Origin of the sequence: Micromonospora sp. NBC_01655, assembly GCF_026339755.1 — a bacterium.
Classification (GTDB): Bacteria; Actinomycetota; Actinomycetes; order Mycobacteriales; family Micromonosporaceae; genus Micromonospora.
Window position 1 is genome coordinate 5,334,208 of sequence record NZ_JAPEQF010000001.1, and the last position, 17,850, is coordinate 5,352,057.

Sequence of the window (17,850 nt, forward strand, 5' to 3'; positions counted from 1 at the left end):
TCCGCCGACTGCCGAGCAGACCGGGCGAGCCTCCGGGGGACGGCACCCACCTGGCAGGGCGAGCGGGACGCCCACGACGGGCGGCGACCGGATTCGACCGGGGTGCTCCGGGCGGTTGGCGGGCCGACCAGCACGGCCCGCTCGGCAGTGACCCGGCGGTCATGATGAGTGATTCCGGGGGCCTGCCGGAATCGATCTCTTCCCCTAGGGTGGCGGGACGGATGATCCGCGACCACCAACGGGAGAGACGAGTGACGATCAGGGTGAACCGCAGGGCCGCGCTGGGGCTCGGCACGGTGGCAACCGCCGGCACGGTGCTCGGCGCCGGCACGCCGGCCTCCGCCGCCGGCCTGCGCCCCCGGAAGGCGGCCAACGCGAGCGAGGCCGCGAGCTGGGTGGCTGCCAGGTACGCGCAGGAGTCCGCCCGGGCCGGCGGCAACTGGCAGGCGTACGTGACGGTCGCCAACCCGTCCGGCGCCCCGCTGGTGGCCGTCGCCGACGAGGCGGACGCCCAGATCGAGGCGTACAGCGTGAACAAGATCGCGGTGGCCACGGCAGTGCTGGACAAGGTCGACCGGGGACTGCTCACGCTCGACCAGCGGGTCGACGTGACGGCGTCGATCGTGGTGCCCGGCGGGGACGGGATCTTCAGCCTGGACGGCGCGTACCCGAGCAGCGTCACCCTCGGGCACGCGCTGGCCAACCTGCTCACCGTCTCCGACGACACCGCCGTCCGGCTCTGCGGCCTGGTCTGCCCGGCGGTCGAGCTGAACCAGATCCTGGTGGCGAAGGGCTTCCCGAACACGCAGGTGCAGCCGGTGGCCAACCCGAACCGGTTCTTCCTCGGCACCAGCACCCCCCGGGAAACGCACGACCTGCTGCGGGCGCTGGTCGCCGGCACGCTGCTGTCGGCGTCCTCGACGGCGTTCCTGCTCGGGCTGCTGCGCTCCCCCGTCGCGTTCACCGACGGGATCCGGCGCGAGATGTCCTCCGCGCAGCGGGCCCGGATCGCCACCAAGGCGGGCTGGTTCGGCGACGCCCGGCACGAGGCCGGGGTGATCTTCGACTCCGCCGGCGCGGCGGTGCTGACGTACGCCCTGTTCGCCAACGGGCAGGCCGACGCGGACAACTTCGGCGCGACCCACCCGGCGGTGCAGGCCCGGGCCCGGATGGGGCGCAGCTTCCTGGCCACCATCGACGGGCTGAGCGGCGTCGGGGCCAGCTACCGGCCGACCGTGCGGCGGCCGAGCAACGGCGGCTGACCAGCCCCCGAGCACCCGCGCGGCCGAGCCGACCGGCACCCGGCGCGCGGGTGCGGCGGCGGACTACCGTGTACTGGCGGGACACCGGCGGAGGGGGCGGGCGACGATGGGGGCACCAGCGGAACAGGCCGGGCAGCGGGCGCTCGGGCGGCGGCTGCGCGGTGCGGCTGGGCTGGCCGCGCTCGCCGGCCTGGCCTGGGTCGCGCGGGACGTGCCGGCGGCGCTGGGCGGGCGGCTGACCGGGGCGCGCGCCGCGCGGGCGGCCCGCTCGCCGCAGTTCCGCGACGGCACCTTCCACAACCCGGCGAGCACCCGGACGATGGCCGGCGCGCCCGACCGCAACCTGGTCCGCGAGCTGATCTTCGGCAAGCAGAAGCGCCGGCCGTCCGCCGCCGTCCCGCTGCTGCGGCCGACCGACGCGCCCGCCGCGACCGAGCGCGAACTCAACGTCGTCTGGTACGGCCACGCGTCGGCGCTGATCGAGATCGAGGGGCACCGGGTGCTGGTCGACCCGGTGTGGAGCGACCGGTGCTCGCCGTCGGCGCTGGTCGGGCCGCGGCGGCTGCACGAGCCCCCGGTCGGCCTCGACGAGTTGCCCGCCGTGGACGCGATCCTGATCTCCCACGACCACTACGACCACCTCGACATGGCCACCGTGCGGGCGCTGCTGGCCGGGCAGTCGGCGCCGTTCCTGGTGCCGCTGGGCGTCGGCGCCCACCTGGAGCGCTGGGGCGTGCCGGAACACCGGATCGTCGAGCTGGACTGGTCGGAGAGCCACCGGGCCGGGCCGTTGACGATCACCGCCACCGCCGCCCAGCACTTCTCCGGCCGGGGCCTGCGCCGGGACGGCACGCTGTGGAGCTCGTGGGTGGTGGCCGGCGCGCACCGGCGGGTCTTCTACACCGGCGACTCCGGCTACTTCGACGGGTACGCCGAGATCGGCGCGGAGCGCGGCCCGTTCGACGTCACGCTGATGCAGATCGGCGCGTACGACCGGGCGTGGCCGAGCATCCACATGTTCCCGGAGGAGGCCGTGGCCGCCCACCTCGACCTGCGCGGCGGGCTGCTCGTCCCGGTGCACTGGGCGACGTTCAACCTGGCCCTGCACGACTGGTCGGAGCCGGTGGACCGGATCTGGGCCGAGGCGAAGGCCCGCGACGTGCGGCTGGCCGTGCCCCGCCCCGGCGAGCGGGTGGTGGTCGACGACCCGCCCGCGGTCGACGGCTGGTGGCAGTCGGTCGCCTGAGCGCCCGCGCCGCGCGGGACGCGCCCGCCGTCAGAGCACGAAGGCGTCCGTCCACAGCGCCCCGGAGCGGCCGGAGAGGGCGTCCAGCATCGCCACCGCCTGGCCGTCGGTGAGCTGCGCGACGAAGTCGATGATCGCCCGCCCCCGGGCCCGGCCGACCCGGTCCGGGGTGCGCGGATGCAACTCCGCCTCGGCCAACTCGACCAGGTCGTGCAGCCGGCGCGGCAGCCGGGACTCCTCCTCCGGGTCGAGCAGCCACTCCCACAGCGCCTCGACGAGGGTGTCCAGCAGCCGGGCCTGGCCGCGCTGGTGCAGGGCGAGGTCCGGCCGGGCCAGCACGAACCGGTGGTGGACGAACTTGAGCACCTGCACCTCGTGCCACTGCGCCGGGCCCAGCAGCACGTGCCCGGAGCGCACCGACGGGTCCTCGGCAACGGTGATCGCGTCGACGAACCGGGTGGTCCACCGGGCGGAGAACCGCGCCACGTACTGCTCCGCCTCGATGGAGCCGTCGAACGGCATGGCCAGCAGCCCCTCGACCAGTTCCTCGCGGACGTGCTCCACGGCGGCGGCGAACGCCTCGTCGTCGGCGATCCAGCCGTCCTTGCGGTGCAGTTGCCGGCGCAGCCGCTCGATCGCCGCCCCCGGCCGGCGGGCCGCCCCGGCCAGGGCCGGCCCGGTGACGGCGCGGAAGTGCCCGTTCTCCCGCTGCCAGGCCATCAGCTCGGCGGCCACGGCGCCCTGCTGGAGCACCCCGACCCGGTAGAAGTCCTCCACGTCGTGGATGGCGTAGGCGATGTCGTCGGCGGTGTCCATCACCGACGCCTCGACGGTCTGCTGCCAGTCGGCGATCCGCCCGGCGAAGGGCTCCCGGGCCTGCCGCAGGTCGTCCAGCTCGGTGCGGTAGGCGCCGAACTTCGCCGAGCCGCTGTCCGGGTCGTCGGGCGGGGTGGCGGCGCCCCGGGGCGGCGGGTCGAGCTGCCGGGGGTGCGGGTCCGGGTGGTCCAGCCGGGTCCACGGGTACTTCAGCAGGGCCGCCCGGACCGCCGCGGTCAGGTCGAGGCCCGTGGTCGCCGCGCCCCGGATCTCGGTGCTGGTGACGATCCGGTACGACTGCGCGTTGCCCTCGAACCCGTCGGCCAGGCCGAGCCGGTGCCGGGCCAGCCGGTCGAGCACCCGCTCCCCGAGGTGCCCGAACGGCGGGTGACCGAGGTCGTGGGCGAGCGCGGCGGCCTCCACCACGTCCGGGTCGCAGCCGCCCAGCTTCTCCAGCAGGTCCCGCCAGCGCTCGTCGGCGGCGAGCCGTTCGGCGATCGCCCGGGCCACCTGGGCCACCTTGAGGCTGTGGGTGAGCCGGTTGTGCACCAGCAGCCCGGAGCCGCCGGGACTGATCACCTGGGTGACCCCGTTCAGCCGGGCGAAGAAGGGCGAGGCCACGATCCGGTCCCGGTCGGCCCGGAACGGGCTGCCGGCGAGGTCGCCGAGGGCCCGGGCGCTGCCGCCGAACAGCCGCCGCGCCCGCGGGTCAGCGGGAGGTTCCATGATCACCACGCTAGTGCGGTGTGCACAGATGTTCACCGGGTTTCCGGTCACGTTTTGTGGATCCGCACGGGTCGGGCGAGCCCACCAGGGCGGCTCCGGCTGAACGCCTTACCCGGACCAGGCATGATGTCGCCCATGAAGATCACCGGCGCCGGCGACTCCGGTGGCCGGGGGCCCTGCCCCTGCCGCAAGCCGACCCACTGCCATGCCACGGGCCACTGCCACGGCGAGGTCGGCGCGCGTCGTCAGGGACCCGGCTGCAAGGGCCGCAAGGGGGCCCTGGACTCCTGTGGCGACGACCCTTGCAGCAGCAGCCCGGGCTGCTGCGACTTCGGGCTCTACTCCACCCTGCTCACCCTGGGCGCCGCCGTCGCGGGCGCCGCCGGCGGCCAGGCACCCGCCCGCCGGGGCCGGACGGCCGGTATTCGGCCCGGACCGCTGGACCGGGCCGGTCTCGCCGCGATCCGCGGCTACCGCCGCTGGCTGTCGCACCGCTGGCCGGGGCAGTGCCGGTACACCCCGACCTGCAGCGCGTACGGACTCGCCGCCGTCGACCGGTACGGGCTGGCCGTCGGCGGGCGACTCGCGGCGGCCCGGCTGCGCCGTTGCCGGCCGCAGGTGCCGCTCGGAACCGCCGACCCGCTGCCCTGACCGACCCCGCCGCTCAGCTTGACGACCAAGCTGAAGAAGCCGTGGGGATCAGGACCAGCCACCCGCTACCCGGGCGGCGGCGCGCGGGCGGCGGGTCAGGGCGGCGGCGTCGGGGGCGGGCGGCACAATGCAGGACGGAACCCACCCGAGAAGGCGGATCAGATCGTGACCCAGTCTGTGCACCAGCGGATCGCCGACGAGCTCGGCGTCGCCGAACGACAGGTACGGGCGGCCGTGGAGCTGCTCGACGGCGGCTCCACCGTGCCGTTCATCGCCCGCTACCGCAAGGAGGCCACCGGCCTGCTCGACGACGCCCAGCTACGCACCCTGGAGGAGCGGCTGCGCTACCTGCGCGAGCTGGACGAGCGCCGCGCCGCGGTGCTGGAGTCCATCCGCGGCCAGGGCAAGCTCGACGAGGCCCTGGAAGCGCAGATCATGGCGGCCGACTCGAAGTCCCGGCTGGAGGACATCTACCTGCCGTACAAGCCGAAGCGGCGGACCCGGGCGCAGATCGCCCGCGAGGCCGGGCTGGCGCCCCTGGCCGAGGCGCTGCTGGCCGACCCGGCCCAGGACCCTCGGGAGCGGGCCGCCGGATTCGTCGACGCCGAGCGGGGGGTGGCCGACGCCGCCGCCGCGCTGGACGGCGCGCGGGCCATCCTCATCGAGCGCTTCGCCGAGGACGCCGACCTGATCGGCACGCTGCGCGAGCAGATGTGGTCGCGGGGCCGGCTGGTCGCCCGGGTACGCGAGGGCCAGGAGTCGGCCGGGGCGAAGTTCGCCGACTACTTCGACTTCGCCGAGCCGTACCCGAAGCTGCCCTCGCACCGGATCCTGGCGATGTTCCGGGGCGAGAAGGAGGGCGTGCTCGACCTGACGATGGACCCGGAGGCCGAGGGCGACTCCGACGCGGCGCCGGCCGGCCCGAGCCGGTACGAGGCGGCGATCGCCGGCCGGTTCGGGGTCACCGACCACGGCCGGGCCGCCGACCGGTGGCTGGCCGACACGGTGCGCTGGGCCTGGCGCACCCGGATCCTCATCCACCTCGGCGCCGACCTGCGGACGCGGCTGTGGCAGGCGGCCGAGGAGGAGGCCGTGCGGGTCTTCGCCACCAACCTGCGCGACCTGCTGCTCGCCGCCCCCGCCGGCACCCGGCCGACCATGGGGCTGGATCCGGGCCTGCGCACCGGGGTCAAGGTCGCGGTGGTCGACGCCACGGGCAAGGTGGTCGCCACCGACACGATCTACCCGCACGAGCCGCGCCGGCAGTGGGACGCCTCGATCGACACCCTCGCCCGGCTGGCCGGGGCGCACGGCGTCGAGCTGATCGCCATCGGCAACGGCACCGCCAGCCGGGAGACCGACAAGCTCGCCGGTGAGCTGATCAAGCGGCACCCGGAGCTGAAGCTGACCAAGGTGGTGGTCTCCGAGGCCGGCGCGTCGGTCTACTCCGCCTCCGCGTACGCCTCGCAGGAGCTGCCCGGGCTGGACGTCTCGCTGCGCGGCGCGGTCTCCATCGCCCGCCGGCTCCAGGACCCGCTCGCCGAGCTGGTCAAGATCGACCCGCGCTCGATCGGCGTCGGGCAGTACCAGCACGACCTGTCCGAGTTGAAGCTGTCCCGGTCGTTGGACGCCGTGGTCGAGGACTGCGTGAACGCCGTCGGCGTGGACGTCAACACCGCCTCCGCGCCGCTGCTGACCCGGGTCTCCGGCATCGGCGCCGGGCTGGCGGAGAACATCGTGCTGCACCGGGACGCCAACGGCCCGTTCCGCTCCCGGGCGGCGCTGAAGAAGGTGGCCCGGCTCGGCCCCAAGGCGTTCGAGCAGTGCGCCGGCTTCCTGCGCATCCCCGGCGGCGACGACCCGCTGGACTCCTCCAGCGTGCACCCGGAGGCGTACCCGGTGGTACGGCGGATCCTCACCCGCACGGGCCAGGATCTGCGCTCGCTGATCGGGCAGAGCGCCATCCTGCGCGGCCTGCGGGCCACCGACTTCGTCGACGACACGTTCGGCCTGCCCACCGTCACCGACATCCTGGCGGAGCTGGAGAAGCCGGGGCGGGACCCCCGGCCGGAGTTCCGGACCGCGACGTTCGTCGAGGGCGTGGAGAAGATCGGCGACCTGACCCCCGGCATGGTGCTGGAGGGCGTGGTCACCAACGTGGCGGCGTTCGGCGCGTTCGTCGACGTCGGCGTGCACCAGGACGGCCTGGTACACGTGTCGGCGATGTCCCGGACCTTCGTCAAGGACCCGCGCGACGTGGTGAAGTCGGGCGACGTGGTCCGGGTCAAGGTGCTCGACGTCGACGTGCCGCGCAAGCGGATCTCGCTGACGCTGCGGCTGGAGGACGAGACCGAGGCCGGGCGGCGCGGCCCGGACGACGCGCGGCGCGAGCGCGGCGGCCGGGGCGAGCCCTCCGGCGGCCGGGGCGAGCGGTCGGGCGGCGGCCGGGGCGAGCCCTCCGGCGGCCGGGGCGGCCAGGGGCGCGGCGGTCAGGGGGACGGCCAGGGGCGGGGCGGTGCGCGCGGCGGGGCGCAGCAGCGGCCGGGCCGGGGCGGCGGGACTGCCCCGCCCGCCGACGGGGCGATGGCCGACGCGCTGCGCCGGGCCGGCCTGGCCTGACCGGTCGCGGGGCCCGATCCGGCGCCGCCGGTCCGCCGGCCCGCCGGCCCGCCCGGTCGCGCGCCGGCCCGCCGGTCGCGCGCCGGCCCTCGCCCGTCCTTGATCCACTCCAGGTCAGTGACATTGGGGGCTGTCGGGGCCGGGACACCGCCATGTGCGTGACATGAAGGCGACACCCGCCCGCCCCGTCAGCGCCCGCCGCCGACGACGGGCCGTCGACACCCGCCCGCCCCGGCAGCGCCCGGCGACGGCGGCCGGCGGGCGCCGCCGGGTGCCGGGGCGGCGGGCGCGGCGCGTACCGTCGCCGGCATGGGTGGGGACGACGACCTCCAGTGGCGGGAGCGGCAGCGGCGGGCGGTGCGGGCGCACGCCGAGGCGGACGAGCGGCGGCGGGCGGCCGAGCGCGCCGAGGCAGCGGAGATCGTGACCTGGTTCGCGGCCGAGGCGACCCGACGAGGGCTGCGGCCCACCCGGCTCGCCGCCGTGCCGTACGCGGGCCAGGGTCGGTACCGCACCCGGATCACCGGCTGGTACGTCGACCGGGCCCGTACCCGGGCGGTGGACACCGCCGGGCGGTGGTACCTGCTGACCGTCCCGGCCGGCCTGCGGGCTCGGCTCCTCGGCGCCGACCCGCAGCCCGGCCCGGCGCCCCTGATCGTCGGCGAGGGAGGCCGGGACGGCGAGTCGGTCCCGCTACGTGACCTGCTCACCCGGCGGCTGGCGGCCGGCGACGACTGGTGACCCGCCCCGGGGCGGACCCGTCAGCCGCCGGCCGGCCGGGTCCGGTCCGCGCGGCGCCGGACCTGCCGGGCCACGTGCCACCACCACGCCTGCTGCGCGGCCAGGGTGGCCAGCCCGGCGAGCACGATCGCGCACAGGTTGATCAGCAGTTGCAGCGCCGAGCCGGCCGCCTCGTGCCACACCCCGTACGCGACGGCGACGGCCACGTTCGCGGCGGCCGGCACGGTGGTGACCGAGATCAGGACGCCCACCAGGGACCCGGACTTCTTCGAGGTCAGCGACAGCATCCCGGCGATCCCGGCGAGCAGGCCGACCACCCAGGACAGCGCGTCCGGCCGCCAGATGAAGTCGGTCAGCGGCCGTTCGGCGAGCAGCAGCTCCCGGTTGACCAGGCCGGCCAGGGTCAGCGCCCAGGTGCTGAGCACGGTGGCGAGCATGGCGGCCAGGAAGCCCACCGCCAGAGCCTGCACGGAGCGGCCGATGACGGCCGGCCGGCGGCGCAGCAGGGCCACGCAGAGGGCGGCCAGCGGGCCGAACTCCGGGCCCACCACCATCGCGCCGACGATCAGGATGGGCTGGTCGAGCAGGACCCCGATCCCGGCGATCATGGTGGCCACCACGATGAGCACCAGGTAGGTGGCGGACAGTTCGGTCTGCTCGCCGGTCTTCGCGGCCACCTCGTCCCAGACCACGGCGTCCGCCCCGCTGCCGGGCGCGGCCTCGGCGGCCCGGTCGGCGGCCTCGGACACGGTCAGCTCCACGTCGTCGGCGGCGATCCCGCCGCGCGCCTCGATGCCCAACTGCTGCAACTCGTGCAGCACGTTGTCGGCCCGCTCGCGGACCACGTCGCAGAGGATCAGGTCGCCCTTCGGCCGCCGGGCCGTTCCGGGGAGCACCACCAGGTGGGTGACGCCGGGATCGGCGGCGAGCAGGTCGGTCACCGCCGACGACTGGTCCGCCGGGGCGATCACCCTGAGGTGCAGCACGGCCCGTCCCCTCACGCCTAGCCCGGTACCGCCCGGCGCGGCCGGCAGCACTCTACCGCCCGCCGGTCCGACCCGCGCGAGCTCGCCGATACGTGAAAGCGGCGGGCACCGGTCCCCCGTTTGGTAGAACGGTTCTGACCACTCTGATGCGGTCCAGGCGAGAGACGGAGAAAGCGTGGATTCCTCCCGTATAATGCGGAGCGGTACCGACCTTCCGCCCCGCACGGCCCGGTCCGTGGCGGCATGACCGCCGGCCCCGTCTACCTGTCCCCGCCCGACCTCGGGCCGGTGGAGGAGGCCTACCTGCTGGCCGCCTTCCGGGCGCGGCAGGTCGGCCCGTTCGGCCCGGACATCACCGCCCTCGAAGACGCCACCGCCGAGCGGGTCGGCATCCGGGCCGCGCTGGCGACCAGCTCCGGAACGGCCGCCCTGCACCTGGCCATGCTCGGCCTCGGCGTCGGCCCCGGGCAGGTGGTGATCGTCCCGACGCTGACCTTCGCGGCCACCGCGAACGCCGTCGCGTACACCGGTGCCCGGCCGGTCTTCGTGGACTGCGACGAGGAGACCGGGAACCTGGACGTGCCGCTGCTGGCCGCTCTGCTGGCCCGCCTGCGGGCGGCGGGAAGGCCCATCGGGGCGGTCATGTCCGTGGACCTCTTCGGCACCTGCGCGGACTACACCTCGCTGCTGCCGGTGTGCGCCGCGGCCGGGGTGCCCGTGATCGAGGACGCGGCCGAGTCCCTGGGCGCGACCCACCGGGGCCGCCCGGCCGGCTCGTTCGGCCACGCCGCCGTCCTCTCCTTCCAGCACAACAAGATCATGACCACGTCGAGCGGCGGGATGCTGCTCTCCGACGACGAGGCGTTCGTCGCGCGTTGCCGGTACCTGGCCGCGCAGGCCCGCCAGCCGGTGATCCACTACGAACACACCGAGATCGGGTACAACTACCGCCCCAGCAACCTGCTCGCGGCGATCGGTCGCGGCCAGTTGCACCGCCTGGACGGCATGCTGGCCCGGCGGCGGCTGCTGCGGGAACGGTACGCGAAGCTGTTCGCCACGGTGCCCGGCGTACGCCTGCTCGGCGACGACGACGGCGGCGGCAACTGCTGGATGTCCACGCTGGTCGTGGACCCCGCCCGCGCGGGGTGGCAGGCGGCGGACCTCGGCGCCGCGCTCGCCCTCGACGAGATCGAGACCCGGCCGGTGTTCAAGCCGATGCACCTGCAACCGGTCTACGCCGACGCGCCCGCGTCGGTCACCGGCGTCGCCGAGCGCCTCTTCGACACCGGCCTCATCCTGCCCAGCGGATCCGCGCTCGACGAACGGCAGATCGACCGCGTGTGCGGGGCCGTCGAACGGTTCCTGGACCACCGGTGACCGGTGACTTCACGCTGACCGGGCAGGGCCCGCGGGCCGGCCGGCTCGACGCCGACTGCCCCGACGTCTACTTCACCGCCGGTTACGGGACGGCGGACGCGGCGGCGCAGGGCGGCACCTGGTACAGCGCCCGGCTGGGGCGGCGGATCCAGCTTCCGTACGTGCTGCGGGCCGTCGCCGACGGGGTGACCGACGGGATCAGCCCGTACGGCTACTGCGGCCTGCACGTCGAACCCGGCTGCCCGCCGGACGACCTGGCCCGGTTCTGGGCGCGGGCCGTGGCCTGTTGGCGGGACCAGGGCCTGGTGAGCCTCTTCCTCCGCTTCTCGCCGCTGGATCCCGCGCCGGTGGCGGCCGTCCGGGCACTCGGGACGGTGCGGCTGGCGCCGCACGGCGAGACCGTGGCCGTCGCCGTGGACGCGGGTCCCCGCCGGGTGTGGGAGGCGATGGCGGGCCGGGCCCGCACCGCCGTCCGCAAGGCCGCGAACGCGGGGCTGACGGTCGAGCTGCGGCCGGCCACGGCCCTCGACCTCACCGCCGCCGCGCCGTTCCGGCGGGTGTACGAGCAGACCATGCGCCGCATCGGCAGCGCCGAGCGCTACCTGTTCCCCGACGGGTACTACCGGCTGCTGTCGTCGGGCCTGGACAAGAACCTGCTGCTCGTCTCGGTACGCGACCCCGACGGGGAGGTCGTCGCGGCGGCGCTCGTGCTGCGGCACGGGGACCGGGCGCACTACCACCTCGCCGGCTCGGAGCCGGCGGCGGCCCGCGACGGCGCCAACAACCTGCTGGTCTGGCGCATCCTGGAGTGGGCCGCCGAGACCGGCTGCACCCGGGTGCACCTCGGCGGCGGGGTGCGCGGCCACGACGGGCTGCTCCGCTTCAAGACGTCGTTCGGCGGCGCCCTCGTTCCCTGGTGGACGGGCGCGGCGGTGCTCGACCGGGACCGGTACGCGGCGCTGACCGCCGCCCGCGCCCAGCACCTGGGCTGCCCGGCCGCCGACCTGCGCGCCGGGGGGTTCTTCCCCGCCTACCGGGCCGGCGGGCGCTGACCCGCCCCCGGCCCGATCGGGCCGTCAGCGCCGGATACCGGCCCACCCGTGGTGCAGCCGCACCGTGGAGAGGATGAAGCTGACGACCCGGCGGGAGGTGTCGGTGACCTGGTAGTCCACCGGGCACGGCACGCCCGCGGACGTCACCTGGGCGACCGCGACCGTCACCGCCTCGCGGACCGCGTCCGGGTCGAGCTCGGTCAGCAGGATGCCGCCGCTGTCCAGCGCCTCCGGGCGTTCGATCGAGTTGCGCAGCGTCACCGCGGGGAAGCCGACGATCGCCGCCTCCTCACTGATCGTGCCGCTGTCGGACAGGGTGCAGCGGGCCTGGGCCTGGAGGCGCACGTAGTCGAACAGGCCGAACGGCTCGTGGAACGTGATGCCGGCCAGATCGGCCGGATCGGGCGCCAGCTCGGCGAGCCGCTTGCGGGTGCGGGGGTGGGTGGAGACGAGCACCGGCAGGTCCCAGTGCTCCCGGACCGCCCGCAGGCAGTCCAGGAGCCGGGCCAGCCGGGGGGCGTCGTCGACGTTCTCCTCCCGGTGGGCGCTGACCAGGAAGTAGCCGCCGGGGGTCAGCCCGAGCTGCTCCAGGACGCCGGACTTGTCGATCTCGGCGCGGTAGTGCTCCAGCACCTCCCGCATCGGCGAGCCGGTGTGCAGGATCCGCCGCGGGTGCAGCCCCTCGGCCAGCAGGTTGCGCCGGGCGTGCTCGGTGTAGACCAGGTTGAAGTCGGCCACGTGGTCGACCACCCGCCGGTTCGTCTCCTCCGGCACGTTCAGGTCGAAGCAGCGGTTCCCGGCCTCCATGTGGTAGACGGGCACCCGCATCCGCCGGGCGATCAGCGCGGCGATGCAACTGTTCGTGTCGCCGAGCACCAGCAGGGCGTCGGGCCGAAGGTCCTCGATCGCCCGTTCCACCCCGGTCAGCACGCCGCCGAGCACGCTGCCCAGCGAGGTGGTGTCCACCCCGAGGTAGCGGTCGGGCTGGCGCAGCCGCAGTTCGGTGAAGAAGACGTCGGAGAGGGTCGGGTCCCAGTTCTGCCCGGTGTGCACGAGCACGTGGTCGACCGTCCGGTCGAGCCGGGCGATGACCCGGGACAGCCGGATGATCTCGGGTCGGGTACCGACCACCGTCATGACGCGCGTCATCGACGCCTCCCCCGGTCGGCGGCCTTGATCATGATGTCCTCCAACTGGTCGACTCCCACCCGTAGCGACATGCGGTCCAGGTACACCTGGCGGGCGCGGTCGGCCGTCGCCAGCCGCTCGGCCGCGGGCTGGGCCGCCGCCGCCGCGAACCGGTCGGCGAGCGCCCGCCAGTCCTCCGGTGGGCAGGTGAGTCCGACCCGGGACGAGCGGACCAGCCGGGCGGCGTCGCCGCCCGCCGCGACGATCACCGGACGGCCGCAGGCCAGTGCCGCCTGGAGCTTCGACGGGACCGTCCCCCGCAGGCCGGCCGCGTCCCGCAGGCAGATGAGCTGGTACTCGGCCGCGGCGTACAGCTCGGCCATCCGCTCGGGCGGGCGGCGGCCGAGGAACCGGACGTTGTGGGCGCCGAGGTCGGCGGCGAGCCGGCGGGCGCTCTCCTCCTGCACTCCTGAGCCGACCAGCACCAGGTCGACGAGGTCGCGGGTCGCGGCGGCAGCCCGGACCGCCGTCTCGATCCCCTGGAGCAGCCCCAGGTTCCCGGCGAACATGATCGTGCATCGTCCGGTGTGGCCGATGGCGGCGCGGGCCGCGTCGGTGGCCGGCACCGGCCGGAACAGCCGGTCGTCGGTCCAGTTCCAGACCACCCGCACCTGGTCCGGGTCCGCGCCGCGCTCGATGACGAGTTCGGCCATCGCCGGCGAGATCACCGCGATGGCCGTGACCGACCGGTAGATCCGGCGCATGGCCGCGGCGATCGCCCCGTCCAGCAGCCGGCCCGCGCGCCCCTGCGGGGCCATCCCCGAGTGCCGCACCGACTCCGGCCACGGGTCCTGGACGTGCAGGACGGCCGGCGTGCCGCGCAGCAGCCGGCCGAGGGCGGCCGGGGCGACGGACGTGGGCGGCGGGTGGTAGACGTACGTCACGTCGACGTCGGCGAGGTAGCGGGCCCCGGCGAGTGTGCTCGTCGCCGCGAAGGACAGGTAGCTGGCCGCCCGGCGCACCGGGGACCGGTCGTGGCTGGGGTACGACGGCACCCGGCGCACGGTCAGCCCGCCGGTGCGGACGCAGTCGTTCCACCGCTGCCGGTAGCCGGGGTAGAGGCGGCCGTACGGATAGCTGGGGAAGGAGGTGAGCACCTTGACCTCGTGCCCGCGCGCGACCAGTTCGGCGGCGAGATTGTCCTGGATGAAGGCGCCCTCCGGCGGGTACCACTGGCTGACCAGGCCGACCCTCATCCGGCGACCACCGCGCTCGGCACCAGGACCGGCAGGTCGACCGGCTCGGGGTACGTGTCGGGCCGGTCCGGGTCGAAGATCTCGTTGGTCCAGAACAGGGTGACCAGTTCACCGGGCCCGGTGTTGGTGATCCGGTGCGCCCACATCGTCGGCATGTCCACGGCGACCGGCTCGTCGCCGGCGACCGCGAAGCGGACGACGTCGGCGTGGCCGACCCGGCGCAGGGCGATCTCCGCCGAGCCGCGCAGCACGACGAAACGCTCGATCTTGGCGAGGTGGAAGTGCTCCCCCCGGGTCACCCCCGGGTGGCTGCCCGAGCAGAAGCTCTGGCCGCCGCCGTCGTGCACCTTGACCGTCTCCACCAGTTCGCCCCGCGCGTCCGAGCGCCGGGGCAGCGGCATCGGGACGCCGGACGGGAAGACGTGCGAGCGGTAGGTGTTGAACAGCCGCACGTCGTGCCGGTCCCGCAGCGGCGGGATCTCCCCCCGGCGGTAGGCGTCGGCGAAGCCGGTCAGCCGGTGGGCCAGCTCGCCCACCCCGATCCGCAACGCCGGCATGGCCGGGTCCCAGGACCCGCCGGCCGGCTCGCCGACGAGCCGGGCGGCGGCGTCGGTGGCGTGCACCAGCTCCATGTCCCGGTCGAGCTGCACCTGCGGCGGGTCGCCGGAGGCGAGCAGCCGGCAGAAGGTGGCGACCACGGAGTTGTAGAAGGGCCGGCCGTGCTCGCCGTACAGGTTGGGCAGCAGCAGGTCGTCGAGGGCGGCTCCGGTGTCGGCCAGGATCGCCGCCGCGGTGGCCTTCGCGTCGCCGTACGGGGTGCCGTTGCCGGCCTGGACCGAGTTGGCGAAGACCACCGCCGGCGGGGCGGGGCAGCGCCGCAGCCCGTGCGCGAGCTGCGCGGCCAACTGGACGTTCCCGGCGGCCACCTGGGCGGGGTCGCCCCGGTTCACACCGGCCAGGTGCAGCACCCGGTCGACCCCGGCGAGCTTCGCGGCGACGGCGTCCGGGTCGGTCAGGTCGGCCCGGGTGACGACGACGGGCTCCGGGCGGCCCAGCGCGCGCAGCAGCGTCCGGACGTGCCAGCCGAGGAAGCCGTCGGCGCCGGTGACGGCCAGCCTCAGCATGCCGGCACCGGGTCGCGCAGGGCCAGCTCCGCCCGGATCTCCGGCAGGGTGCGCAGCAGCTCCATGATCTCCGGTACGCCGAGCCGGGGCGCGTTGGCCGAGTTGAAGTCCTCCCGGGGCACCTCGCCCAGCTCGCCCTCGGAGACGTACAGCGCGTAGTTCAGGTCCCGCCCGTCGACCGGCACCCGGAAGAACTCCCCGAAGTCGTCGGCCTGGGCCAGTTCCTCCCGGCTGGCCAACGTCTCGTGCCACTTCTCGCTGTGCCGCACGCCGATGACGTCGAGCTTGCACGGCACGTCGAACAGCCGGCAGACCGCCTCGGCGAGGTCGGCGATCGTCCCGGCGGCGGCCTTGCGGATGAACACGTCGCCGGGCTGCGCGCGGTGGAAGGCGTGCTCGACCAGGTCGACCGAGTCGGCCAGCGACATCAGGAACCGGGTCATCGTCGGGTCGGTGACGGTCAGCGGCCGGCCGGCCTTGATCTGCTCGACGAAGAGCGGGATGACCGAGCCGCGCGAGTACATCACGTTGCCGTACCGCACGCAGGACACCGTGGTGGCGCTGCGCGGGTCGTTACGGGCGTGGGCCTGGGCCACCTTCTCCATCAGGGCCTTGCTCATGCCCATCGCGTTGACCGGGTAGACCGCCTTGTCGGTGCTGAGCACCACCACGGAGCCGACCCCGTTGCGCGCGGCGGCCTCGATCACGTTGGCGCTGCCGAGCACGTTGGTGCGGACCGCCTCCAGCGGGAAGAACTCACAGGACGGCACCTGCTTCAGCGCCGCCGCGTGGAAGACGAAGTCCACCTCGCGGGTCGCCCGCTCGACCGTGTCCCGGTCCCGGACGTCGCCGACGTGGTAGCGGACCCGCTCGTCACCGAGCGCCCGGCGCATCGCGTCCTGCTTGGCCTCGTCGCGGCTGAGGATGCGCACCTCGCCCACGTCCCGGGCCAGCAGTCGCCGCGTCATGGTCTGCCCGAAGGAACCGGTGCCGCCGGTGATGAGCACCCGGCGGCCCGAGGTCGTGAAAGCCATAGCCTCTCCCGTTTTCGTCACGCCCGGCGGACGGCTTTCCCCGTCCCGCCCGCCCGTGCCGCGGCGGTGCGTCGGCCGCGAGGGCGACCGCCCGGGCCTGCCGGCTCCGGTGCGGCACCCGGGTCAACGACGCCCCCACACCCACAGGTACGCGTTTCGGGTTATATCCTCGAATCACTCTTAAATGGATGAGAAGGAGGGAAAATACCTTCCGAGTTCGCCGCGGGCGAGCCCGCCAACGGGGTTCGCGGCGGTCTCATCCACCACTGGCGGTTCCCCCGATTCGCCCACCTTGTCGCGTCGCAACTGGTACAAAGGGCGCGGACCATGCGGACCCGCCAGGTCACGTCACGCTCCACAGCGGAGTAGTCGACCGGGGCGGCGGCGCGGTCCGACAGCGTAAGGAGCACCATGCCACCAGTTCGACCACCGCAGCCGGACCGGTGCCACCCGGCCGGCGCGGGCCCGACCGTGGCCGCCCGGGGGCGGTCCGCCCGCCGATGACCACCTCACCACCTCGACTCGGCCCGCGCATCCCCGCCACCGGACGGCAGCCGCAGGCGGCGGACCGTCCGCCGGGCCCGGTCCCGTTCGGCCGGGGGCAGCGGCGGGCGGCGGGCCAACCCGGCACGTGGCTGCTCCGCGCGTGGCCGAGCGGCCTGCCCAGCGTCGCCCTGCTCTGCTGGATCGCGTTCTGGGCGGCCCGCCCGCCCTGGTGGTCGTTCAACTGGCTGGCCCCCCTGGCCGTGGCGGCGCTGCTGCTCAGCGGCCGGCTGCCCCGGCCGCGCTGGGCGGATGCCCTGGCGGCGGCGACCGCGGGCTGGGCGTACAACACCAACCTCTGGTCGGACCGGCCGGACCTCACCGTGATGGGGGCCTACCGGTACGCGACGGTCTGCCTGCTCTTCGTGGCCTGCCGGCACGTGCTGCGCACCCGGCGGGACCTGCTGCTGGTGGGCGGGACGTTCCTCGCCGGGTGCGTGTTCGTCGCCCAGGAGGTGGTCACCGGGGCGGCCGAGGACCTCCGCTCGCGGGGACAGGTGCTCGACGTGGCCCACCGGTTCGGCGTCGAGGGCCGGGAGGTGAATCTCACCGCCTACACGCTGGCCGCCGGGATCGTGGTCGCCGCGCTCGTGACCGTCGCCCTGGCACGTCACCGGCGGTGGCGCCTGGTGCCGCTGGCCGCCGCTGCGCTGCTGCTCTGGGCCATGCTGCTTACCGGCTCCCGGGGCGCCGCGATCGGGGTGCTGCTCGGCCTGGCCGCCCTGCTGGCGGCCCGGTTCTGGCCCCGGCCGACGGTACTCGTCCTCGGCCTGCTCGGGCCCGGGCTCCTCTTCCTGGTGCCGCTCGGCAGGACCCCGGACTGGACGATGACCTGGCTCGACAGCATGTACGGCCGGGCCACCGGCGACATCTCCGGGCGGCTGTGGCTCTGGCCCTACGCCATCACCACCTGGTCGGAGCACCCGCTCATCGGCTCCGGGCCGGGAGTGCTCATCGCGACCAACCCGTACGGCGTCGGCCCGCACAACCTGCTGTTGACCGTCGGCAACGACCTGGGGCTGATCGGCGTGCTGCTCTACTTCGGCACGATCACCGCCGCCCTGGTGACGACCGCCCGCGCGGCGCCGGTCGGCCGCCTGCTGGTCTGCGGCTTCGCCGCGCTGATGCTGCCGATCTGGCTCACCGGCCAGTGGGAGGCGTCGCCGGCCGCCTGGCTGGCCCTGGCCATGCTGACCGTGCTGCCCACGCTCCGCGCCCCGGCGCCGCCGCAGGCCTCCACCGCGGGACGACAACCGAGAGCCGAGGTGCCCGCCAGCGGGTGAGCCCGG

Annotated in this window: 14 protein-coding genes; 8 read left to right on the plus strand and 6 right to left on the minus strand. The window is 75.0% G+C overall.

Annotated features, from left to right (window positions below; genetic code table 11):
• The first annotated feature begins 251 nt into the window (after positions 1-251).
• Together OOK41_RS24175 and OOK41_RS24180 are read left to right on the plus strand one after the other, a co-directional pair.
• Positions 252-1,262, plus strand: a complete 1,011-nt coding sequence (locus OOK41_RS24175; RefSeq protein ID WP_243639759.1) for a serine hydrolase — start codon at positions 252-254, stop codon at positions 1,260-1,262.
• Positions 1,263-1,368: 106 nt separating this feature from the next.
• Positions 1,369-2,508: an MBL fold metallo-hydrolase gene (locus tag OOK41_RS24180; RefSeq protein WP_266266807.1), complete on the plus strand. Its 1,140-nt coding sequence runs from the start codon at positions 1,369-1,371 to the stop codon at positions 2,506-2,508.
• A 30-nt stretch (positions 2,509-2,538) separates the two neighbouring features.
• Here OOK41_RS24180 and dgt read toward each other — a convergent pair whose 3' ends face one another.
• Complete coding sequence (dgt, locus tag OOK41_RS24185; RefSeq protein ID WP_117669555.1) at positions 2,539-4,050, minus strand: deoxyguanosinetriphosphate triphosphohydrolase family protein; 1,512 nt, start codon at positions 4,048-4,050, stop codon at positions 2,539-2,541.
• 135 nt (positions 4,051-4,185) lie between these two features.
• Between dgt and yidD the strand changes: the two genes are divergently transcribed.
• The 3 genes from yidD to OOK41_RS24200 all read left to right on the plus strand — a co-directional run bounded on the left by yidD (position 4,186) and on the right by OOK41_RS24200 (position 8,061).
• On the plus strand, positions 4,186-4,701 hold the full coding sequence (gene yidD, locus OOK41_RS24190; protein WP_117669444.1) for a membrane protein insertion efficiency factor YidD: 516 nt from the start codon (positions 4,186-4,188) through the stop codon (positions 4,699-4,701).
• A 165-nt stretch (positions 4,702-4,866) separates the two neighbouring features.
• On the plus strand, positions 4,867-7,320 hold the full coding sequence (locus tag OOK41_RS24195; RefSeq protein WP_266266808.1) for a Tex family protein: 2,454 nt from the start codon (positions 4,867-4,869) through the stop codon (positions 7,318-7,320).
• A gap of 309 nt (positions 7,321-7,629) precedes the next feature.
• Positions 7,630-8,061, plus strand: coding sequence for a hypothetical protein (locus OOK41_RS24200; protein ID WP_117669446.1), 432 nt, complete (start codon positions 7,630-7,632; stop codon positions 8,059-8,061).
• A 20-nt stretch (positions 8,062-8,081) separates the two neighbouring features.
• Here the strand turns inward: OOK41_RS24200 and OOK41_RS24205 are convergent, their stop codons facing one another.
• The gene (locus OOK41_RS24205) at positions 8,082-9,062 is read right to left on the minus strand and encodes a DUF389 domain-containing protein (RefSeq protein ID WP_243639762.1); all 981 of its coding nucleotides are present in this window, start codon (positions 9,060-9,062) and stop codon (positions 8,082-8,084) included.
• A gap of 228 nt (positions 9,063-9,290) precedes the next feature.
• Between OOK41_RS24205 and OOK41_RS24210 the strand changes: the two genes are divergently transcribed.
• Positions 9,291-10,424, plus strand: a complete 1,134-nt coding sequence (locus OOK41_RS24210; protein ID WP_266266809.1) for a DegT/DnrJ/EryC1/StrS aminotransferase family protein — start codon at positions 9,291-9,293, stop codon at positions 10,422-10,424.
• Positions 10,421-11,476: a GNAT family N-acetyltransferase gene (locus tag OOK41_RS24215; RefSeq protein ID WP_117669449.1), complete on the plus strand. Its 1,056-nt coding sequence runs from the start codon at positions 10,421-10,423 to the stop codon at positions 11,474-11,476. The genes OOK41_RS24210 and OOK41_RS24215 overlap by 4 nt, the downstream gene beginning before the upstream one ends.
• 24 nt (positions 11,477-11,500) lie before the next feature.
• Here the strand turns inward: OOK41_RS24215 and wecB are convergent, their stop codons facing one another.
• Genes wecB through OOK41_RS24235 form a run of 4 tightly spaced genes read right to left on the minus strand, consistent with a single transcriptional unit; the run spans position 11,501 to position 16,018 of the window.
• Positions 11,501-12,625 (minus strand): non-hydrolyzing UDP-N-acetylglucosamine 2-epimerase, encoded by a 1,125-nt coding sequence (gene wecB, locus OOK41_RS24220; protein ID WP_117669450.1) that lies wholly within the window; start codon positions 12,623-12,625, stop codon positions 11,501-11,503.
• Positions 12,622-13,860 carry a glycosyltransferase family 4 protein gene (locus OOK41_RS24225; RefSeq protein ID WP_117669451.1) on the minus strand — a complete coding sequence of 413 codons (1,239 nt, stop codon included), beginning with the start codon at positions 13,858-13,860 and terminating at the stop codon, positions 12,622-12,624. Before OOK41_RS24225 ends, wecB begins: the two co-directional genes overlap by 4 nt.
• Complete coding sequence (locus OOK41_RS24230) at positions 13,857-14,984, minus strand: NAD-dependent epimerase/dehydratase family protein (protein WP_266266810.1); 1,128 nt, start codon at positions 14,982-14,984, stop codon at positions 13,857-13,859. Before OOK41_RS24230 ends, OOK41_RS24225 begins: the two co-directional genes overlap by 4 nt.
• Positions 14,978-16,018 carry an SDR family NAD(P)-dependent oxidoreductase gene (locus tag OOK41_RS24235; RefSeq protein ID WP_117669453.1) on the minus strand — a complete coding sequence of 347 codons (1,041 nt, stop codon included), beginning with the start codon at positions 16,016-16,018 and terminating at the stop codon, positions 14,978-14,980. Before OOK41_RS24235 ends, OOK41_RS24230 begins: the two co-directional genes overlap by 7 nt.
• 500 nt (positions 16,019-16,518) lie before the next feature.
• On the opposite strand from OOK41_RS24235, the gene OOK41_RS24240 reads away from it, so the two are divergent.
• Positions 16,519-17,844 (plus strand): O-antigen ligase, encoded by a 1,326-nt coding sequence (locus tag OOK41_RS24240; protein WP_266266811.1) that lies wholly within the window; start codon positions 16,519-16,521, stop codon positions 17,842-17,844.
• Positions 17,845-17,850 lie beyond the last annotated feature (6 nt).